General features: G+C 58.2%; 22 protein-coding genes. All 22 read left to right on the forward strand.

The features are described from left to right. Positions 1-83 precede the first annotated feature (83 nt). The 22 genes from FOI68_RS16185 (at position 84) to FOI68_RS16285 (ending at position 21,066) form a co-directional block, all read left to right on the forward strand. Entirely contained in the window at positions 84-839 is a 756-nt protein-coding gene (locus FOI68_RS16185; RefSeq protein ID WP_231558657.1) for a hypothetical protein, read from the forward strand. A gap of 3 nt (positions 840-842) precedes the next feature. Next, positions 843-1,715 carry a CpaE/TadZ family protein gene (locus FOI68_RS16190; RefSeq protein WP_143863739.1) on the forward strand — a complete coding sequence of 291 codons (873 nt, stop codon included), beginning with the start codon at positions 843-845 and terminating at the stop codon, positions 1,713-1,715. After that, positions 1,712-2,500: an SAF domain-containing protein gene (locus FOI68_RS16195; RefSeq protein ID WP_143863740.1), complete on the forward strand. Its 789-nt coding sequence runs from the start codon at positions 1,712-1,714 to the stop codon at positions 2,498-2,500. The genes FOI68_RS16190 and FOI68_RS16195 overlap by 4 nt, the downstream gene beginning before the upstream one ends. Then, positions 2,497-3,618 (forward strand): CpaE/TadZ family protein, encoded by a 1,122-nt coding sequence (locus FOI68_RS16200; RefSeq protein ID WP_143863741.1) that lies wholly within the window; start codon positions 2,497-2,499, stop codon positions 3,616-3,618. Before FOI68_RS16195 ends, FOI68_RS16200 begins: the two co-directional genes overlap by 4 nt. Then, positions 3,615-4,964 (forward strand): ATPase, T2SS/T4P/T4SS family, encoded by a 1,350-nt coding sequence (locus FOI68_RS16205; RefSeq protein WP_035296686.1) that lies wholly within the window; start codon positions 3,615-3,617, stop codon positions 4,962-4,964. Before FOI68_RS16200 ends, FOI68_RS16205 begins: the two co-directional genes overlap by 4 nt. Beyond that, complete coding sequence (locus tag FOI68_RS16210) at positions 4,961-5,860, forward strand: hypothetical protein (protein ID WP_029097972.1); 900 nt, start codon at positions 4,961-4,963, stop codon at positions 5,858-5,860. The genes FOI68_RS16205 and FOI68_RS16210 overlap by 4 nt, the downstream gene beginning before the upstream one ends. Further along, positions 5,860-6,699, forward strand: a complete 840-nt coding sequence (locus FOI68_RS16215; RefSeq protein ID WP_143863742.1) for a hypothetical protein — start codon at positions 5,860-5,862, stop codon at positions 6,697-6,699. The genes FOI68_RS16210 and FOI68_RS16215 overlap by 1 nt, the downstream gene beginning before the upstream one ends. A 243-nt stretch (positions 6,700-6,942) precedes the next feature. After that, on the forward strand, positions 6,943-7,143 hold the full coding sequence (locus tag FOI68_RS16220) for a hypothetical protein (RefSeq protein ID WP_029097970.1): 201 nt from the start codon (positions 6,943-6,945) through the stop codon (positions 7,141-7,143). A 209-nt stretch (positions 7,144-7,352) separates the two neighbouring features. Continuing rightward, on the forward strand, positions 7,353-7,721 hold the full coding sequence (locus tag FOI68_RS16225) for a hypothetical protein (RefSeq protein WP_238550912.1): 369 nt from the start codon (positions 7,353-7,355) through the stop codon (positions 7,719-7,721). Between the two features lies 1 nt (position 7,722). Beyond that, on the forward strand, positions 7,723-7,875 hold the full coding sequence (locus FOI68_RS23565) for a hypothetical protein (protein WP_162836733.1): 153 nt from the start codon (positions 7,723-7,725) through the stop codon (positions 7,873-7,875). Beyond that, positions 7,875-8,291 (forward strand): hypothetical protein, encoded by a 417-nt coding sequence (locus FOI68_RS16230; protein ID WP_035296692.1) that lies wholly within the window; start codon positions 7,875-7,877, stop codon positions 8,289-8,291. Before FOI68_RS23565 ends, FOI68_RS16230 begins: the two co-directional genes overlap by 1 nt. A 120-nt stretch (positions 8,292-8,411) precedes the next feature. Continuing rightward, the gene (locus FOI68_RS16235; protein ID WP_143863751.1) at positions 8,412-8,975 is read left to right on the forward strand and encodes a hypothetical protein; all 564 of its coding nucleotides are present in this window, start codon (positions 8,412-8,414) and stop codon (positions 8,973-8,975) included. 265 nt (positions 8,976-9,240) lie between these two features. Further along, the gene (locus FOI68_RS16240) at positions 9,241-10,185 is read left to right on the forward strand and encodes a sigma-70 family RNA polymerase sigma factor (RefSeq protein ID WP_035296694.1); all 945 of its coding nucleotides are present in this window, start codon (positions 9,241-9,243) and stop codon (positions 10,183-10,185) included. A gap of 308 nt (positions 10,186-10,493) precedes the next feature. Further along, positions 10,494-11,366, forward strand: a complete 873-nt coding sequence (gene hslO / locus FOI68_RS16245) for an Hsp33 family molecular chaperone HslO (RefSeq protein ID WP_029097965.1) — start codon at positions 10,494-10,496, stop codon at positions 11,364-11,366. Positions 11,367-11,390: 24 nt separating this feature from the next. Beyond that, positions 11,391-12,293: a peptidyl-prolyl cis-trans isomerase gene (locus tag FOI68_RS16250; RefSeq protein ID WP_035296696.1), complete on the forward strand. Its 903-nt coding sequence runs from the start codon at positions 11,391-11,393 to the stop codon at positions 12,291-12,293. A gap of 78 nt (positions 12,294-12,371) precedes the next feature. Then, positions 12,372-13,304 carry a cysteine synthase A gene (gene cysK / locus FOI68_RS16255; protein WP_035296697.1) on the forward strand — a complete coding sequence of 311 codons (933 nt, stop codon included), beginning with the start codon at positions 12,372-12,374 and terminating at the stop codon, positions 13,302-13,304. Positions 13,305-13,446: 142 nt separating this feature from the next. Then, on the forward strand, positions 13,447-14,967 hold the full coding sequence (locus FOI68_RS16260; protein WP_370512135.1) for an anthranilate synthase component I family protein: 1,521 nt from the start codon (positions 13,447-13,449) through the stop codon (positions 14,965-14,967). Beyond that, positions 14,964-15,548: an aminodeoxychorismate/anthranilate synthase component II gene (gene pabA / locus FOI68_RS16265; protein WP_044898859.1), complete on the forward strand. Its 585-nt coding sequence runs from the start codon at positions 14,964-14,966 to the stop codon at positions 15,546-15,548. The genes FOI68_RS16260 and pabA overlap by 4 nt, the downstream gene beginning before the upstream one ends. A gap of 461 nt (positions 15,549-16,009) precedes the next feature. Then, positions 16,010-17,350 carry an MFS transporter gene (locus FOI68_RS16270; protein WP_029097960.1) on the forward strand — a complete coding sequence of 447 codons (1,341 nt, stop codon included), beginning with the start codon at positions 16,010-16,012 and terminating at the stop codon, positions 17,348-17,350. A 133-nt stretch (positions 17,351-17,483) separates the two neighbouring features. Then, positions 17,484-18,950, forward strand: a complete 1,467-nt coding sequence (locus FOI68_RS16275; RefSeq protein WP_143863743.1) for an aldehyde dehydrogenase family protein — start codon at positions 17,484-17,486, stop codon at positions 18,948-18,950. Between the two features lie 30 nt (positions 18,951-18,980). Then, positions 18,981-20,159, forward strand: coding sequence for an iron-containing alcohol dehydrogenase family protein (locus FOI68_RS16280; RefSeq protein ID WP_065067622.1), 1,179 nt, complete (start codon positions 18,981-18,983; stop codon positions 20,157-20,159). A gap of 52 nt (positions 20,160-20,211) precedes the next feature. Further along, the gene (locus FOI68_RS16285) at positions 20,212-21,066 is read left to right on the forward strand and encodes a R2-like ligand-binding oxidase (protein ID WP_029097957.1); all 855 of its coding nucleotides are present in this window, start codon (positions 20,212-20,214) and stop codon (positions 21,064-21,066) included. Positions 21,067-21,070 lie beyond the last annotated feature (4 nt).

Consider the following 21,070-nt stretch of genomic DNA (forward strand, 5'->3'; position numbering starts at 1 on the left):
AAAATGATTTGACGAAGGGCGAAAGATGTAGCAAAATGTCTATAAATGTATAATTATGTAAATATTGGGGGTAATTTGAAGTGATGGTGAATAGCGCAATCGAATTGGTCGAACGCTGCTACGAACAAACGAATTGCCTGATTTCACTGGAAGAGCTGAAAGAAGTGTTCATTGCGTACGTGTTCGGCAGTTACCAGGAAGAGATCGTTGCCCGGTACGGGCTGGATCGCTTTTACGAACACCTTGACCAAATCCGGTTAACCACATGCCGCAAAGACTTTGACCAGGCGGTGGAAGACTGGTATCTGCTCCAGTACGGCTGCCGGTCGGATGAGGCCAACTACCACGACATTTTGTTTGCCCTTGTCAAAGAGGCGATTGTGCACTACCAGTCGGAAAATCGCAGCGCACTGATTCGGGACGTGACCAAACTGCTGACGACGCCGACGGGGTTTATCAAGCGCTGGCAAATGGGACAGGCCCGCGAACGGACGCTGCCCGCCTACTTCAAATACCTGATCAAGCTCGGGATTCGCACGTATGATGACATTGAATCGTTGGTGGACATGTGGCTGGTGGAGTATCCAAACGCGTTTGACAAGAAGCAGCAGCAGCTTTTTGCCAACCCTCCGCGCAAAGGCAGGCCCAACAACGTGGAACTGGCCCTGCTGCAGGACATGGTCAGCCAGGTAAAGCCGGAGCTTACCCCGCAGGAACGCGAACGGCTCAGAAAAATCTATTACTATCACCGCAAGTCGCTGACCATGAAGGAAATGGTGGAAAAATTTAAAAAGTACCTGCTGACGAAAGAGAATCAGAAGGATTCGCAGGCGGGGTAAGCGATGTTTCAGCAGGTAAACCGCTTCGTCACCCAGTTCCGCGAACTGGAGAAAAGGGAATACGCCCGCTCCCAGGAAGAGGAGCGGTTGTGGCAGTCGTTAAAGGACAAACTGTCAGCCTCTCCGACGGAAGAACAACCTTCAGCGGTTCGCCGCTGCATCGCCGTAACCGGGTTGTACGCCCAGGCCGGCGCCAGTTTCCTGGCGGGCAACGCGTCGTTTTTGCTGGCCGGCAGCGGAGTCTCCGTCACGCTGTGCGAGCTGCCCGGCACCGCTTCCTATTATTACTTCGCGCTCGACTGTGAACGCAGAGCGCATCATCGCTTCAAGAACTCATCCGCATCCGTGCTCCTCATGCAATCCAATCACTTGCGCATCTTGGTGGATACCCCTTTGTCGAATGAATCGTCAACCCCGACCGACACGGCGGACTGGCTGCTGAGAATGAGCAAAGAGAGCGCCACGGTCGTCATCGATTTGTCCTCGCGCTGGAAGGAAGAACAGGCTGTCCGGGTAATGGATCTGGCCGACGAAATCTGGGTGGTGTTCGATTCCGACTTGGCCAGGTTTACCCGTCTGTTTCTGACGGAAGAGCCGCCCTCGTGGTGGGAAAAACACGGCGATAAAATCAGGCTGATCGCAAACAAATGGAACGAGTATCTGAGCCGCTCCGCCGTCATGAAAAAGGTGGAAGGAACCGTCTCGCTCTGGAACGGCGAACGATTCGGGCCGGGCATTGACGCCGTCGTTCCCCTGATTGACAGCGAGAAAACGGCGATTGCCCATACAAAAGCTAGCCTCTTGCTGGAGCTGTACCCGGAGGAGGAACATCGGTTCCAATCGCTGCTACACTCGGAAAAGGGAAGGATGTTATGAAAAAGCAGACCCTGCTGCTCATCAGTTTGCTCTCGTTTCTCTTGGCCGGTTCCTGCTTCTACGCGGCGACCCGGTATATCGACGCGCTGGCCGTTGAACGGCTGTTTGCGCCGGTGGTAAAGGTGGCCGAAGGAAAACAGATCGACCCCTTTGAACCGATCACGCAAGACGACGTGGTGCTGGTCCAGGAAGAAGTGGACGAGATTTTGCCCGGGTCCCTTCAAACGCTGGAGAGCGTGTTGGGAAAACGCAGTTCCCAGACGCTCTATTCCGGGGAACAAGTGCTGAAACACAAGCTGACCGATACGCAGTTGCTGCCGGAAAAGGGGGAGGCCCGCTACGAATTTCCGCTGACGTTTATCGACCCCATCACCGAATTGCGGAAAGGAGACCGCGTCAAGCTGTGGGTAAAGTACAAGCCGCCGGCGGAGCTGGAGCATTTGCCCGAACCGACGCATTTTCGCAAGACGAACCCGACGGCCGATCTGCTGTTTGAAAGCCGGTTGGCAACGGTGAAGGACAGCAACGGTACGGAGATTTACACGCTGAAGCCAAGCATGCTTCCGGCCCCCGATCACATGGATGCCGTGTTTAACGGCTCCCGGGAAAAACCGCTCTTGAACGGAGAAAAGCGTTACCGCGACTACCGGGCCCAGCCGACCGCCTTGACGGCCTTTATCGGCTTTAACCTTTCCGATCAGCAGTATGTCGCGTTGAGCGAAGCCATGATGTACGGGACCATTCAAATTGGTCAAATTTCCGGTGCGGAGGAACGGACCCCATGAGAACCCTGGTATGTTTTCCGATGAAATCGCTGGCCAAAACCTACATGCCGACGGAATGCGAGTCGCTGGTCGCGGAGTCGGCCGAAGATTATTTCCGCCTCGCCAAACTGTACCAACCGGAAGCAGCAGTGCTGTTTTCCGAAATGTTCGACGAACCGGTCTGGGAGTGGCTGCCGCGCGTGCAGGAGGTTCTCCCGGAGGGCGTGCCTGTCATCATTGTGCCCTTGTACAAGGATGAATCCCTGATCGCAAAGGTCAAGGAGGAAACCGATCCGGCCGGTTTGTACATCCTCCCGGCCACTCTCAATCAGGAGGAGATCCGGGAGAAAATCGCTTTGATACTGGGTGTTTCGCAAAAAAGCGAGGAGCTGCCCACCGCAAAGGGCGACGGCATTGTCTACACCTTGATGAGCTACGGTTCCTCAGGCATCACCACGTTTTGCATCAATTACCCGATCCTGCTGGCAAAGCGCAATCCCGACAAGCGCATCGTCGTTCTTGACATGAACGCTCAAAAGCCGGATTTGACCCGTTTCTTCAAGCTGCAGCAGCATCATCTGGCATTGTTCCGGCCCGACCTGCTGGAAATGCGAACAGCGGCGGCCCGCAATTGGGAGCGCGGCTGCAAGCAGATCAGCCACATGCCCAACCTCTACTATGCCAGCGCCACATGCAGTTGGAAAAGCGGAGAGATCTCCAACCTGCTGACGGCCCTGCGCCAGCAGTTCGATTACGTCTACATCGACTGGGGCTACTGCTTTCCGGAGACGGAGGCCTTACAGCGCTTGATTTACGCGTCCGACCGCAATCTGTTTTTTGTGCGGGCCGATCCGTTTGGCATCGAGAACGCAAAGGCGTGGATTCATGCATGGGCCGAGCGGGGCGTGGAGTATCAGGTGATGCTCAGCCATCTGGACAAGGGGCAGACGTACCGCATCGGCGAAGGAATCTCCGTTTATGGAGTGGTACCGCGCATTTCCGATACCCGGCTGATTCAGTCGCACCGCAGTCACAGCGTGCTGGTGGAAGAGATCTTCCCGCCCAAGCCGTACGTCACCAGCCTGCAGGCGATGGTGGATGCGGTACATGCGGACAAAGGAGCTGTGGTCTGCCGATGAAAACCGCTTTCCGACAATGGACCGCATCCCGGCTCAAGGATGTGGAAGACCTCAAGCAAGCAGCCCGCGACTACCTGAATCACTTTGGCACCACTCCCGAGGAGAAGATGGAGATGCAGCGGATATTGACCCTCGCGGAGCTGGGCGACCGGAACAGCCACAGCCATGTCATCCTGCGCTTGCAGCATTACTTTGAAGAAGTCCTGAAACGGCCGGTAACCGAGGAAATTTTGCCGCATGTCAACGGATACGAAGGGCTGTTGTTTGCCACGTACGGGTGGGGAATTCTGGATGCCGTCCTGCATTTGTCGCCATGGGTGGAAGAGGTACGGGTGGCGGCAGGACGTCCGGTGGCGTACATCGAGCAGGGGCGGAAAAAGAGCCTGCCGTACACACCCACATGGACGGAAGTGGAGACCCTGCAGCAAAAGCTGACCAACGCGGCCGGCCTGTCCTTTCATGAAAAAAAGCCGCGTTTGAGCGGGTATCTCGATTCGTTGAAAGCCAGGCTGACCATGTTCACCTTTCCCTATTCCCGGGTTCCGACCATCATTGTGCGCCGTTTTACCACGCCCTCGTTTTCGCTGGACCAACTGCGGACGCAGTCGCTGCCCACGTTTGACGAAAGGGTGCAGCTTTTGCTTGAGCAGCAGGTGTACGGCAGGAGCAACGTCCTGGTGATCGGACCGATGGCGGCGGGCAAGACGACGCTGATGCTCTGCATGCTGAAACTGAAAGACCCCCAGACCGAGTACGTCACGATTTTTGAAAGCGAGCATGAAATGCGTTTTGGCGATGTTTGGCCGGGAGAGGTGATCGAACTGCAAAACGTGGAAGAGATCGGCATCGAACTGGAAAGCTGCTTTAAAGACATGTACCGGACCACCGCCAACACGATTCTGATCGGGGAGATTCGGGAACCGATCGAAGCCTATCACTTTGTCAACGCCGGCGTGCGGGGAACCGACGCTACGATCGCCGCCATGCATGAACGCTTTCCGCACAAGGCGCTGCAGGATTTGACCGACCTTGTTTATCAATATGGCGGACGGAGCATTGAACTGACGCAGGAGAGGATCAGCCGGGCGGTCAATTTCGTCAATTCGCTGACCTACCGGAACAATGGTCACCGCTTTATCGATGCCATTCACGTCAGCGAATGGAACGACGTGATGAGCCGGGTCGAGTCCGTGCCGCTTGTCTTCCGCAACAGGCAGACGGGCGCCTATGAATGGACCGGAAAGAAGCTGGACGAACATCTGGTGGAATACATGTGCCACGTGGGCAGGGCGGATATGGATGTCTTGAAGGAGTTACGTCTCATCGATATGGGCAGGACGCTATGAAACACCTTCTGTTTATTCCCATGTCTGTCTGCCTGTTTGCCGGATTTTGGCTGCTTGGGCTTCATTTGTACCGTACCTGGTCCGCTCCCCACGTATTCTTTCCCAAGACGGTGGCCGTGTGGCGGGAGAGGATGCTGCGCCACAAAACAAACCGCATCATTTACGAGAGGTACGAGAGATGGTGCGGGATCGCTGGCGGGACGCCGGAAGCCCACATTCTGCTGTCGCTCTTTGGGGGAGCTGCAGGGTTTGTCTCCGGCATCCTGCTTGGCAATATCGTCGTGTCCCTGTCCCTGTTTGTGCTGCTGGTATTGCTGCCGACCCTGCTGCTGTACGCCCGCTATACGGTACGCATCAACAAGAAAATCGGCGCGTTTTGCCGCTTTGTCGACCTGTTTGCGCGTTATTACAGCAGCCGTAAAAACATCATCCTGACGTTCAGAGATATGGTGGAAGAATGTCCGAAAGAGCTGCTGCCCGATTTGCTGCTGCTCATCAACCATCTGTCGGACGGAGGAAATCCCGTCCGGGCGGTGGAGATTTTCGCCGAGCGCATTAATCATCCGTGGGCCCACGATTTTGCCATGTATGCGGCCAGCGGATTGGAAGGCGAAACGGAGGACATTCAGAACGCACTGAATCGATTGACCAACGAGATGTTTATTCAGCAAGACGAAAAAGAGGAAAGAGACAGTGAAATTTACGCGATCTGGGTCAGCTTGATTCTGGTCATCCTGATCTGCATCTGCCTGATTCCCTACAACCAGAGCTTGCTGAAAGATTCGTACCGCCTGTATTTCTTTACCGCTGACGGACAGGCCATCCTGTCGCTCGCGGTAACGGTCTGGTCTCTTTCCATTCTGTTAGCGTTCATCTGGGGACGGAGGTATCGCTGATGCCCTTGTTGTTCATGTATGCCTGCCTCACGCTGGGATCCCTATTCGTGTTTGTGGCCGTGTTTGCCATCGGCAAGCAGTTGGCGGCGATGCGCCGTCCCAGGCTGTTCGTCACCGGGCAGTGGCGCCGCATGTGGGAAAAGGCGGTCAACGCCGAGGAAGACGAAGCGTGGGAAAAGCTGCTGGCACGAGCAGGCCGGCCGTTTGGCTGGGGAAAGCCGGAGTGGGTGTTCCTGCAGCTCGCCAGCGGGAGTGCCGTTTGCGTGCTGATCCTGTTGTGGGGGATGCTGAGCGGAAGCGAGTCTTTCCCGCTGTTTTCCCTGGTTGTGGCGTCTGCGGTCAGCTTTATGCTGCCGTACTTCGGCCTGAAGATGTGGGCGGGATACCGCGAGGAAGTGCTCAGCACCGATATCGCCCGCTTCGTCAACCGGTACGTCAACCTGCTGGAAAACCAGGTGCCCATATACAATGCGATGGTCAAGGCAGCCCGGCCTACGCGCAAGCTGAAGGAGTACCTGCCGACCTTGTCGGAGTGGAACAAGGACCGCGATGAAGCGCTGGAGGCGTTCAAGCGCAGGCTCGGTGTGGACGATGCGATCATGCTCGTGTCCAGCATGAGGACGGTAGAACAGCTAAGCGAGGGACAGATGGCTGTCACGATGCAGCGGTTGGAGTGGGCGGTCGACCATCGCCGCATGTTTCGCCACCGCAAGCAGATCAAATCGCTGGGGATTGGCTACAGCGTGATCGTTTACCCGGCTTTCTACATCGGATTGTTGGTGGCCATGTTTCCCTGGTACAAGCTGCTTACCGAGATTCTCGACAAATACTTGACGTAAGGTAGGGTCAGCCGCATGACAAAGCTCTTTTCCATTCTGATGTGCATTGTGTTGACACTGGGCATTATCGTATCGAGTCTGTCAAAGGTTAACGGCTCGATTGTGAATGAGGGCGGTTTGCGCGACAGGGCGGTTCATTGGATTGACCAGGCCATCCCCTAGGGCAAGCCTGTTCCCCCGCTTCATTCGTCCTGCAGATTGTCAATCAAACCTGATCAAATCATGTGAAGGAGAGTGTTTCTCATGTCCAAAATGTTTTTCATCTTCCTGGCGTGCGTCATGGTGCTTGGCATCGGCGTCAGTTCCTACGGAAACGAACTCAGCCCATCGGCCAACCAATCGGCGGAACGTATCAACAATTCGGTCAGCTCGCTCAAATACGACACCAGAAGTGAACGGGTGCAGTTCCAAATGCAGGACGGCACTCCGTATACCAGCAACTGATGCTGAATCTTCAGGCGTTTCTCATCATCCTGGTCATGGTTGGCAGCCTGTGCGCGTTCATATGGGGGACCGACCCCCCGAAACAGTTGAAACAAACCCAACAGGAAAGGGTGTTCAGGGCAGCGACGTTCAGCTTTCATTAAAAAATGGGCGATCGCTGACCGGCTGTGATGGTCAAGACAAAGGTTTTTCTCATCTGCTTGTCTGTCATGATTGTGCTGTTTTCCGCCGTCGCCGCCTGCCAGATGTACGCGATGGAACGAGCGATCGCACGCGGAATTTTCGCCGATGTGCTGGATGACATGCAGGATATCGGCTATCTCGATCCGGCCCTTGCCGATTACTACCGGCAAAAGATGGCGGAGCTGGGCTGGGATGTGACGGGAGACGTGTTTGCGGGGAGCTGGCCGCAAGCGGAACAGCAGCGGGCCTTAAAAGAGCGAAACGAGATGGTCACGCTTACCCTCACCGTTCGGCCTTCCCGTGTCGCTCAATGGTTGAATCAGTTTGCGGAAGGCAATGCCGCGTTCTTTTTTACGGGCAGCCGTCCCTCCGAATATTTCGATCCGGGGTGGTAGTGTGAACAAAATCATTGCCGTGCTTGCATTGATGGTGATCGTCCTGCCCATAACCGTTCACCTGCTGTTGAGCGGCCCCGACAACCTCCTTTCGGCCTGCACGCGGTTTTTCGGGGACCTGCTGGAAAACGCGACGCGGTTTGGGACGGGCTGATGGGACAAGTCGTGGCGGTTCTTCTCAATGTGATGGTGCTTCTGCTGGTCCCACTGGGTATCCTGCAGATTCATACCGTGGTGCAGACGCATAACGAATTGTTGGAGGTGAGCGCTGCCGCCGCCAAATACGTCAGCAATCACGGGGGCGGCAGCGATGCGGAAGTGATGGCTGACGTCCGTTCCTTTGTCTCGCGGGAACTGGCGGAAAAATCGTTTTCCCTGCCGGACGGAGATCTGTCCGTCCGCATCACCAGAACGCGGGCGGCCGATCCGGTATTGTGGAGTCACGAAGACGAATTTTTGCTGCAGGTGGAAGTCCCCTATCCCCGCCTGACCGAACTGCTTCCCGGAGGCAGCGAAACGATGCGGGTCGAGCGGTACGGGACGATCAATATCATGGATTACGATTTATGAATCGGTCTGCGAATGAGGCGGTCAGCCCAATAGAATGGCGGCGCCCATGGGAAATGGCTGCCGAACCGTTTCGGAAGGGAGGGGAGGCTTACGGGCATCAATGTGCTGTCCATTTCGGCCCTGCTGTTATTTCTGCTGGTCGGTCTGTTTGTCGTCGACGCCGACATCGCCATGCAGAAAAAAACGGAAGTCAAAACGCTGTTGGAACTGGCCAACCATCACGCTACCTTTGCGGTCGAGCCGGTGTTGAAGACAGAGGGCGTCATTGATCTGGTCGAGGAAGAGGCGCTGCTCCGCTTTGACCAGCGCATGCGGGAGAACGGCGGCTATCGCCGGGAAGGAAGCGCCTACGTGCCTGCCGCCGACAGCGTCACTACCGATCCGCTGCGGTTTGTTCGCCATTACGTCGACTTTCGTTCCTGGCGCAAAGACCTGCAGCTCCGGCTGCGGTACGACGGAGCCGCCCTGATCCTGGAGCAGGCGGTAACCGGCGCAGAGCGTCCGTCCGGCGGCCATCTGCAGATTGCGGTAGTGACCGAGCGGGGAGAGGAACTCCGGCTTGCCCCGAAAACAATGGTGGGCCCCTCCCATGTGGTAGTCGCGTACGTCGACGAACGTCCGTTTCTGCCGGTGATGCCCGCTCACGCTTTTCCCGTCGTCAGCGTCGAGGAGTTGAAGCGGTAATGCCGCCTTCGTGACCATCGCCAATCTTCGACTTTTTTCTCCATGCATCCCGTCTTTCCGGGATGTTTTTTATGTAAAGAAACAAAGTCGGCTCGACCTAAAAATGGCAGCGCTTCCATCAACTATTTGCATATACTAACGTTAATATTCTGTAAACAGGGAGGAATTGCCCAGGCTTTGTCGAAATACGCATACAGTAACGCATCCGAGAACACCTGGCTGAACCTCAACGTGAATATCCATTCCAGAGAAGTGAGGGTTGCATATGACTGTGAGTACCTCCACTTTCCAGTCTACTCCCCGTCGCTGGCGGGAAGTCGAAAAGCAGTTGGGAATAACCGTGCCCCGCTCGTTGCGGTCCGACACGTCAGCCCTGCTGTTTCTGGAAAACGTCGCTGCAACACCCATGTTGGACAAAGAGGAAGAGCTGGACTGCCTGGTTCGCTATCAGCGTGACGGCGATTTGAACGCCCGTGAGACGCTGGTGCGGGCCTATTTGCGCTATGTGGTCAGCACAGCCCTGCGCCATTTGAAAAAGGGCATGCCGTTTATGGACTTGATTCAGGAAGGGACGATCGGCCTGTTCACCGCCATTGACAAGTTTGACGTGAGCCGAGGGGTCCGTCTCTACCATTACTCACACTGGTGGATTTCGCAGGCGATCACCCGCGCGATTAACGATAAAGGCACGCTGATCCGCATTCCCGTTCACATGCACGAGCAGATTCGGCAGTATCAAAAGCAGGTGATTCACCTGGCCCACATGCTGAACCGCACGCCGGAGCGGCAGGAAATTGCCGCCTGGTTGGACATCCCCGTGGAAAAGGTGGAAGCGATCGAGTATGCGTTGATGCTGAAAATGGAATCGATTGATGCTGAACTGGACGACGAACCGAACTCGTTTGAACACGATGACGAATGCCTGAGCTACGCGGAGATCGTGGATGACGGCGAGGCGTCGCTGGAGGACTGGATCGAGAAGATCGATCTGCGTGCCCACATGCGGGCCGCGCTGGAACGGCTCAGCCCGCGCGCCCAAGAGATCATCGCCATGCGCTACGGCCTGTACGACGACCAGGTCTACACGCTGGAGGAAGTGGGCAGGATGTTCGGCCTCACCCGCGAGCGCATCCGCCAGATCGAGGCGACCACCATCGATCGGCTGCGCAAGCAAAAGTGTTCCCGCGTGCTGAAAGAATACCTGACATGACAGCGCTTCTATACAAAACGCATCCCCTCGCTCGCCGAGGGGTTTTTTGTTGGGAGATACCACCTGTCCGGCTTGTTGGGGCACTCACTGGCCAAGCCGCCGGTCCACAGCGTGTACCGCAGGGATGCTAAATACTGCCCGGATTGGGCGGGAAGCTGCCGCTTTCCCTATTCGCCGCCCCCACCAAACGCCCCAAACGTCGCCTTTTTCTGTCCGTGCTCCGCGCTGCACCCCTCGGCTTGAACGGTACCGGTTCTCTTGTGGTACACTACTTCTTGCAGACGTCATGGCAAAAGGAGGATCGCTGCATGAGCGATTATTTGATACGGGCGACCGGGTTTGACGGGCATGTGCGCGCGTTTGCCGCCCGGACGACCGGCATTGTGGAAGAAATGAGACGCCGCCACGACATGTGGAACACGGCGGCGGCGGCCGCGGGGCGGACGTTGACCGTCACCCTGATGATGGGGGCCATGCTGAAAGGAGACGAGCGGCTTTCCGTCAAAGTAAAAGGGGGCGGGCCGATTGGGCAGATTATCGCCGAGGCCAACGCCCACGGGGAAGGCATCGCGTACGTGACCAACCCGCACGTCCACTTCGAACTGAACGACAAGGGCAAACTGGATGTGGCCCGCGCGGTCGGCACCGACGGGTTTTTGTACGTGGTCAAGGACCTGGGGATGAAGGAGCCGTACAAGGGCAGTTCCCCGATCGTCTCCGGTGAAATCGGCGAAGATTTCACCTACTACTTTGTCACCTCGGAGCAAACCCCGTCCGCGGTCGGCGTGGGCGTGCTGGTCAACCCGGAAGATCGCTCCGTGCTGGCTGCCGGCGGATTTATTCTGCAGCTCATGCCGGGTACGCCGGACGAGGTGGTGAGCCAGATCGAAGAGCGTCTGGGGCAGCTCCCGCAGGTCTCCCGCATGATCGGGGAAGGACTGACGCCGGAGGAGATTCTGGCGCGCGTGGTGGACGAGCCGAAAATTCTCAGCCGGACCGACATTCAGTTCCGCTGCACCTGTTCGCCGGAAAAAGTGAGCCAGGCGCTGGTCAGCCTGGGCCGGGAGGAAATGACGGCCCTGATTGAAGAGAAGGGCGAAGCGGAGGTCCACTGTCATTTCTGCAACGAGCGCTACCACTACGATAAAGCGGCGCTGGAGGAGATTCTGCAGGAGATGTAAACCCGTCTTGGGGGAGGGAAAGGTGTGACGAACGCCAAAACGCTGTGGACGCTGATCGGAGCGCTGGTGGTGCTGCTGCTCGTCGTGAGCTGGTCCTGGTACCGATCGTCCGCCGCCTTCCACCCGGCGGCGGTCGTCGGGGAGCGGACGATCAGCGAAGCCGACTGGGTGGCGATGCTCAAACAAAAGTACGGACAGCAGGTCCTGGAGGACATGATCAACCGGGAAGTGGTCTTTCAAGAAGCGAAGCGGCTGGGCGTCACAGTCGATCCCAAGCGGGTGGAGGACGAGCTGGCGCAGATTCGTGAGAGCTACGGCAGCCGCACCGACGCCGAGTTTCGGGAGGCGCTGGCGAAGCAGGCCGGCACCACGTTGGACGCGCTGCGGCAGGAGATTGCCTACCAACTGCTGTTGCAGGAGCTGGCCATCAAGGATATCGCCATCAGCGACGAGGAGCTGCTCGCCTTTTACAGCAGCCATCCGGAGCGCTACGCCCGGCCGATGCAGGTGCGGCTCCTGCAGATCGTGGTCGCCTCCCGCGGCGAGGCGCAGCAGGTGCTGAACGAACTGAACGGCGGCGCCAACTTCGCGACGCTGGCCAAAGAGCGGTCCATCGATTCGCTGACGGCGGCCAACGGTGGCGACGCAGGGTGGGTGACGCTGAACGATTCCCGGCTTCCGGAAGCGGCCAAAGAGGTGATCGCGTCGCTGGGGATGCAGGTGAACAGCGAACCGGTGGAGATCGACGGAACGTTCGCCATCTACCGGATCGTGGATCGCAGGGAAGCGGAACAGGTGACGTTTGAACAGGCCAAGGACGAGATTCGCCGGGAGATGGCGCTCGCCCAGGTGGAATCCCTGGATGTCGTTCTGGAGCGTTTGCGGAAAGCGGTCGGCGTCCAGGTGTCTGGGCAAATGCCTCATTGACCGGCTGGGCATACCTTGTTATAATTATGCCAATAAAACCTAGTATTTTACTCGGTTATCAAAAGGGGGATGGACACAATGCGTGTCGCCAATTCCATTACGGACCTGATCGGGTATACGCCGCTGGTGAAGCTGAACCGCGTCGTCAGCGCTGATATGGCCGACATTTACCTGAAGCTGGAGTTTTTCAATCCGGGCAGCAGCGTCAAGGACCGGATTGCTCTGGCGATGATCGAAGCCGCCGAGGCGGAAGGCAAATTGAAACCGGGAGACACGATTATCGAACCGACGAGCGGCAACACCGGGATCGGCCTGGCCATGGTGGCGGCGGCCAAAGGATACCGCGCCATCCTGGTCATGCCGGAGACGATGAGCATTGAGCGGCGCAATCTGCTGCGCGCCTACGGAGCAGACTTGGTGCTGACACCGGGCAGCGAAGGCATGGGCGGCGCGATTCGCAAGGCGGAAGAGCTGGTGCGGGAAAATCCTTCCTATTTCATGCCGCAGCAGTTCAACAACCCGGCCAACCCGAAAGTGCACCGGGAGACGACCGGTCGGGAGCTCTTGGAGCAGGCAAAAGAAATCGGCGGGATCGACGCGTTTATTTCCGGCGTCGGCACCGGCGGGACGATCACCGGCGTCGGTCAACTGCTGCGCGAACATTACCCCCATGTCCACATTGTCGCAGTGGAACCGGCCGCCTCGCCCGTCCTGTCCGGCGGCAAACCGGGCCCGCACAAGATTCAGGGCATCGGTGCCGGCTTTGTCCCGGCGATTCTGGACACCAATGTGTATGACGAGATCATCAAGGTAGAAAACGAGGAAGCCTTCGAAACGGCACGACGCGTCGCCCGCAACGAAGGGATTCTCGGCGGCATTTCTTCCGGTGCGGCCATTTTCGCCGCGCTGAAGGTGGCGCAGAAGCTGGGCCGGGGCAAAAAAGTGGTGGCGGTCATTCCGAGCAACGGTGAACGCTACCTGTCCACCCCGCTGTATCAGTTTGAAGAATAGGACGGAACGAAACGTCGGCTTGCGGTCGGCGTTTCTTTTTGCATGCGATTCGCTCCGCGCAGCCAATAAGTAGCCGCCAAAAGTCCCCGGTGGTTGTGGTATGCTGGAGGCGAAAATGCAGAATGACGGAGCGTGAATTGATTTGATCCTGCCATCCTTTACCGACATCCAGAAGTATGCCGGCGAGTATCCGTACGTCCCGCTCGCCGTTCGCCTCGCCTGGCCGGACCACCTGGACCCGTGGGAACTGCTGAAGGCCCTGCAGCCCTCCCTGGAGGGGGCGGCGCTCTTGGAGAGCGGACGAGCCGGCCGCTTTACCTACCTCGCCTGGCAGCCTGTCGCGGTGATGCAGAGCAAGGACCTGCAAACCACGGTCGCGTTCGCCGACGGCCAAACCGAACGGATTACAGGGAAAAACCCGCTGTTTGCGCTTCGCGAGCTGCTGGCCCGCTACCGGACGCCGGTTGTGCCGGGGCTGCCCGACTTTTGCGGCGGCGCGTTGGGATACCTCAGTTACGACATGAACCGTTTTTTTGAACCGACCCTGCCGCAGATCGCCGCAGACGACTTACGGCTGCCCGACCTGTATGTTATGATAGTGCAAGACCTTCTTGTCTTTGATCATGCGACGCGGGAATGCTTCTGCCTGACGCACCTGCCGACGAGCGGATTGACGGAAGATTCGTACCGCGACGCGGCGGAGCGCCTGTCACGCCGGGCCCGCGAGCTTACATCCCTGACGCGGGACGCGGAGGCGGACGACACCGACTGGGACGCGCTGCGCAAACGGCCGCTGGAGTCGGCCACCCCGGCCCAGGTGTCGTTTGCCCGGGAACAGTTTGAAGAGGCGGTGCGCCGCGTGCAGGCGTACATTGCCCAAGGGGACGTGTTCCAGGTGAACCTCTCGGTGCGGCAGAGCAAACCGATGCGGGTGGCGGCAGCGGACGTCTACGGCGTACTGCGCAAGCTGAATCCGTCGCCGTACATGGGCTACCTGCACTTCCCCGAGTTTCAACTGGTCAGCGGCTCGCCGGAGCTGCTCATCAAGGTAAAGGGCGGCGCAGTCAGCACCCGGCCGATCGCCGGCACGCGCCCGCGGGGGCATAACGACGCGGAGGACGAGGCACTGGTGCGCGAACTGGTGGAGAACGAGAAAGAGCGGGCGGAACACGTCATGCTGGTCGACCTGGAGCGCAACGACCTCGGCCGGGTATGCCGGTACGGCAGCGTGCGGGTGAGCGAGTTCATGGTCGTGGAAAAGTACTCCCACGTCATGCACATCGTCTCCCATGTGGAAGGAGAGCTGGCGGAGGGAAAAGACGCGTTTGACGCGGTCGCGGCCGCGTTTCCCGGCGGGACGATCACCGGTGCGCCCAAAGTGCGGACGATGGAGATCATCGAGGAGCTGGAACCGGTCAAACGGGGTGTCTACACCGGGTCGATCGGCTGGTTCGGGTTTAACGGCGACGTGGAGGTCAACATCGCCATCCGTACCATGGTGGTCAAGGACGGCATGGCCCACGTGCAGGCGGGAGCGGGCATCGTCATCGACTCCCGTCCCGAGGCGGAGTACGCCGAGTCGCTGAAAAAGGCGGAAGCGTTGTGGAAAGCATTGGAGTTGAGTGAGCAGAGAAAGGCGAGTCGAGAGGAGTTGAGCGTATGATTTTGATGATTGACAACTACGATTCCTTTACCTACAACCTGGTGCAGTACGTGGGGGAGCTGGGCGAGGAGCTGCGGGTCGTCCGCAACGACAAGATCACGCTGGAGGAGATCGAGCGCCTCGCGCCGGACTACCTGATGATTTCGCCGGGGCCGTGCACGCCCAATGAGGCGGGCATCAGCATGGAGGCCATCCGCCATTTCGCCGGCAAAATCCCGATGCTGGGCGTATGTCTGGGCCATCAGTCGATCGGGCAGGTGTTCGGCGGCAAGGTCGTGCGCGCCGAGCGGCTGATGCACGGCAAGACGTCCGAGGTGTTTCACGACGGACAGACGATCTTTCGCGGCATTCCCTCCCCGTTCACGGCGGCGCGCTACCACTCGCTGATTCTGGAGGAGGCGAGCCTGCCTGACGTGCTGGAAGTGACCGCGCGGACGGCGGAAGGGGAGATCATGGCCGTGCGCCATCGCCATTACCCGATCGAAGGCGTGCAGTTTCACCCCGAGTCGATCATTACCCAGCACGGCAAACAGCTCCTGCAAAACTTCTTGGACACGTACGCGAGACACACGGCAGGATAACGCATAGATACAGACGCTGAGCATGCGAAACCGCCCGATCCACTCGGGCGGTTTTTTACGTTTCGACAATGGGACTGCCGGAACCGTCCTTTCCGCAGCCCAACCGGCCAGGGTGAGCAAAAATATAAAAGATAGGTTGATATGATCTTGAAAATGACTATTTCAGAAAATTCGTATTATTAAATCATGCATTCTTTCGCCCGCATCGCGTCCACGCCCAATGCTCATCCCGCAAATTGAAACCCCTTACATTTCTGGATCACGCACATTGCGGTTGGCCAATCTGACGCGCTTCCGGCAGTGGACGAATAGGGAAATGCTTGCAATTTCCGGGCGGGGAGAAAAGGAGGTGACGTACGGTCCGGCCGGTTGGCGGCGTGTCAGGGACACGATCATCGGGAGCCGGCAGTACCCCATCCATTTCTGGCATGTATCACCCATACGTTGAAGGAGGGAAGAAAATGTCGACGGTTGACGGCACCAGCGCGCTTTCCGCTGATAACGCGACCCACGTCGTTATCAGCCGCCGACAGATGGTCACGGCGTCCGTGGCATCTCTGTTGGGATGGTCTTTGGATCTGTTTGACTTGTTCATCCTTCTGTATGTAGCTCCCGTGATTGGCACGCTGTTCTTTCCTGCAGACGTTCCCACGCTCTCCCTGGCGGCCGTGTATGCGTCGTTCGCCGTCACCCTGCTGATGCGGCCGATCGGCTCCGCGGTGTTCGGTTCCTATGCAGACCGGCACGGTCGGAGGCGGGCGATGATTGTTGCGGTGACCGGGGTGGGCATCTCCACCGCGCTGTTCGGAGCGCTGCCGACCGTGCAGCAAATTGGAGCGTCGGCGGCTGTGCTGTTCATCATACTGCGGCTGGTCCAGGGGATTTTTGTTGGCGGCGTGGTCGCTTCGACACACACCATTGGCACCGAGTCCGTTCCCCCGAAGTGGCGCGGATTCATGTCGGGTCTTGTCGGAGGAGGAGGGGCCGGCCTGGGAGCCCTGCTGGCTTCCATCGTGTACTTTCTGGTCTCTGCCGCTTTTCCGGGGCCGGCCTTTCACGAGTGGGGATGGCGGTTCATGTTTTTCACCGGACTGATCAGTTCGGTCCTGGGTCTGTTTGTCTTTCGAGCGCTCGAGGAGTCTCCGCTGTGGATGCAGTCGAAACAACAGTCGGCAGGAGCCGCGAAGCCGGTGGTCTCGCCGGTGCGAACGGTCTTTTCGCAGTACTTCACGGTTTTGCTGGTCAACCTGCTGCTCGTCATCGGAGGCGGCACCGCCTATTACCTGACCTCCGGGTACCTGCCGACGTTTCTCAGCGTCATCAACAAGCTGCCGAGCGGGACCTCCTCGATGGTGCTCATGGGGGCCAGCGTGATGGCGATCATATCGGCGGTCTTGTTCGGATCGCTCAGCGACGTGTTCGGCAGGAAGAAGATATTCATGTTCATCGGCGTTCTCAACCTGCTTGTTCTGCCCTTCCTCTATTTGGGACTGGCAGACGCTGCATCCCTGCCGGCCATTGCGTGTTACGCGCTGGCCCTGGCGTTTCTGGGAAATGCGGCGTATGCGCCCATCCTCATTTTTCTCAACGAACGGTTTCCGACCGTGATCCGCTCCAGCGGAACCGGGTTGTCCTGGAACATGGGGTTTGCGGTCGGGGGAATGATGCCGACGTTCGTCTCGCTGGCCAGCAGAACGACAGCCGACATCCCCTATTCGTTGATGTACTTTTCCATCGGGGTGTTCGTCCTGTATCTGATTGGCAGTCTGGTCATCCCGGAAACAAAAGGGAAGTTCGACTGATCCGGTGGCGGAATCCGGTGCAAGCAGGGCGGGCAACAGACGTGTAACCAGTTTCAAGTGGAGGCGAACCTGTTTCAGAGAGTATGGACTGATGGTGTCCGTTCGCCAATCTGACAACAGACGGAGGGGACGCATGTTTGCCGTAACGGAACAAAAACCTGTTGTGTACTACAACTACGTGGGGGGAGAATGGACGGAATCTTCCACAAAAGAGCGGTTGGAGTCGTATAACCCGGCCACCGGCGAATTGGTGGGCTGCGCGCAGAACTCCACCGTTGCAGACGTGGAGCAGGCGATCGACGCGGTGTACCAGGCATTCCAGCACAGCGATTGGGGCTGCAATCCCAAACGCCGCTATGAGGCGCTGCTCGGATTGGCGCACAAAATCGAAGAGAATCTGGAGCGCCTGGCCGTGCTGCTGACCTGCGAGCAGGGGAAGACCATCCGCGAGTCCCGCCTTGAACTGGCCGGCTGCGTGGACACCTTGAAATACTTCGCGGGTGCGGCGCGCGCCGTGTTCGGCCGCTCGATCCAACTGGAGCCGGGGAATTTCGGCGTGATTGCCAAGGAGCCGATCGGCGTGGTCGGCATCATCTCGCCCTGGAACTGGCCGGCGCTGCTGATGATTCGCGAATTGGCCCCCGCGCTTGCTGCGGGCAACGCCGTGCTGGTAAAGCCGGCCAGCCTGACACCGGCCATTTCCGTGGAGATCGTGAAACTGATTGACGAAATCCCGCAGTTCGCCAAAGGCATCGTCAGCATGGTCACCGGCCCGGGCCGTTCGATCGGAGCAGCCATGGGAGGAAGCAGGAAAATCGACATGATCAGTTTTACCGGAGATACCTCGACCGGAAAGACGATCATGGAACTGGCCACGAGCAACATCAAGAAGCTCGCGCTGGAACTGGGGGGCAAATCTCCCAACGTGGTGTTTGAGGACGCCCGTTTGGATAAAGCGATTCCCCTGATTGGACGCTCCATTTTTATTTCCGCAGGCCAGATCTGCATGGCCGGCTCCCGGCTCCTGGTGCACGAGGCCGTCAAGGATGAGGTCGTATCCCGCCTGCAGGACTATGCCGAACGTCTCCGCGTTGGCAACGGACTGCATGAATCCACAGACATGGGACCGGTGATTTCCCAAACCCAACTGGATCTGATTGCCGAATACTGTGAAATCGGCCGCCGCGAGGGCAGGATCATTACGGGCGGTTATCGGTTGGAGGGCGGGGACTATGACAAGGGCTACTTCTTTGCGCCGACGATTATCGATGATCTGCCGCCCTCCTGCCGTGTCGTGCGGGAGGAAATTTTCGGTCCGGTTCTGGCCGTACAGACCTTTTCCAGCGAGGAGGAAGCGCTGGCCTTGGCCAACGATACCGACTTCGGCTTGTCGGCGGGCGTCTGGACCTCCGATGTGAACCGGGCGCTGCGCATGTCAAAGGGCATCAAAGCGGGAACCGTTTGGATCAATACGTACAACAAAAACTTTCCCGAGGCGGAATTCGGCGGCTACAAACAGAGCGGCTTGGGGCGTACGCGGGGCATTGACGGCTTGATGGAATACTGCGAGACCAAGCATATCCACTTCGAGATCGAGTAATGCCGGGATCAGGAAGGAGGGAGCGAGACGATGCGTTTGAGTCAAACGGTTCAGGGGACGGATTTTGCCTTTTCCTTTCACCTCCCCACGTTGATCGAGTTTGGGTACGGCAGGGCTTCCCGTCTCGGAGAGCGACTGCAGCATCTGGGGGTCACGAACGTGTTTGTGGTGACGGACAAAGGCGTGGAAGCGGCAGGCCTGCTGAATGGACTGGTGGGGTCGCTGCAGTCCGCGGGCATTGCGTTCGACCTGTATACGGAAGTGGAGCCCGATCCCGGTCTGGAGACGATCGATCGCGGGGCGGCGGTCTTTCGCGCAAAACCGTACGACTGTCTGGTTGCGGTCGGCGGCGGAAGTCCGATTGATGCGGCCAAGGGGATGCGGGTTGTCGCGTCCTGCGGGGGAAGCATTGCCGATTATGCGGGCGTGAACCGTGTCCCAATGGCTCCGGCAGTCCCGCTTGTTGCCGTTCCCACCACTTCGGGCACAGGCAGCGAAGTCACGATGTTTGGGGTCTATTCCGATTGGCATAACCACGTGAAAGTGACCGTGACAAGTCCGCACATGGCGCCGACCATTGCCCTGGTCGATCCGGCATTGACCGTGAGCCTGCCCGCCAAAATGACGGCCGCGTCCGGGATTGATGCGCTGGCGCATGGAATCGAGACGTTCTTTTCCGTGCGATCACGCCCCGCATCCGACGCTCTGGCCATGGAAGCGATCGCCGCGGTGAATGCCCACTTGCGCCGTGCGGTTCATGACGGATCTGACGTCGAAGCGCGCATCGGGATGTCGCATGGCAGTCTGTTGGCTGGCATGGCTTTCACCAATGGATTTCTGGGGCTTGCCCACGCGATTGGAAGTGCGCTTTCCGGGCATTGCCACGTTCCTCACGGGATTGCCATCGGGCTGCTTTTGCCCCATGTGGTCGCCTTCAACGCCCCCGCGCGTCCGGACAAGGCGGCACAGCTTGCGAGACTGTTGGGAGTGGAGGCGAATCCGAGGGAGGAACGAGGGGAAGAGGCTTCGGCGGCTGTCGCCCGGATGGTTGCAGATATCGGGCTGCCCACCCGGCTTCGTGACGTCGGTGTCCCTGAAGAGAAGCTCCCCGCGATCGCCAAAGACGCATTCAAGAGCGGCATGATGACGTGCAATCCGCGCCAGCCGACCGAACAGGAAGTAAGGGAATTGTTACGGCGAGCGTTTTGATCGGCGGTGCAGCGGATCATCATCTGATAACATTTTCGGGAGGTATGCGATCATGAGCAGCCATTTTCATCAAGACACGACGGATGAGTTCATCCCCAGCCTGGACAAGACAACGGACGAAGTCGCATGGGATCTGTACCGCAAAGCCATCCGGTTTGGCAATTGGGATCCGGCGGCCATTGACCTCAGCCAAGACAAGCAAGACTTTGCGGCTCTCGACGAGGATTTGAAAGGGTATCTCATTCATTTCTGCACGGGGTTTCTGGATGCGGAAGAAAACGTGGCACTAAAGTTCTGCCCATGGATCATGCTGGGTTCTTCCACGGAACAGCAGGCTTTTCTCAGTACCCAACTGCTCGAGGAATTCAAGCATACCGAGTTTTTCATGCGGTATTTCAAGGAAGTGTTCGGGCGTGAGCGCATTTCCGGTGTAAAAAACATCGTGCAGCAGAAGCTCGATGAACGTGTGAAAAAGATGCTGGCCGCGCTCGAGCAGGGACCCGAGGAACGCGAGGCGGCGTTGGTGGAAGGGCTGACCCACTACCAGGGCATCATCGAAGGCGTTCAGGCCATGACCGGTTACGACGTGTATGAAGCCGTCTTCGGCAGCAAAGGGCTGCTGCCGGGATTAGGCGAAGGGTTTGCCCGGATCAAGGAAGATGAAGGACGTCACGTGGGGTTCGGCCTTCGGATGCTGAAGCTGTTTGCCCGCAACCCGGCGCATGCCAGGCGCATCCGCGCGTTGTACGACGAATATCTGCCGCACATCCTGATCCGATATGATCAGCCGGTCGTCGTGGATGGACGGGAATACCCTACGCCGCCTGAGGTTCGGGGACGCGAGCGCTTGACCAAAATGTTTGAGCGTCGGCTGAGAGATATCTTTGGCAAACCGGTATCCGTGTAAGCGA

The organism is Brevibacillus sp. LEMMJ03 (assembly GCF_007197875.1).
In the GTDB taxonomy this organism is placed as follows: domain Bacteria; phylum Bacillota; class Bacilli; order Brevibacillales; family Brevibacillaceae; genus Brevibacillus; species Brevibacillus thermoruber.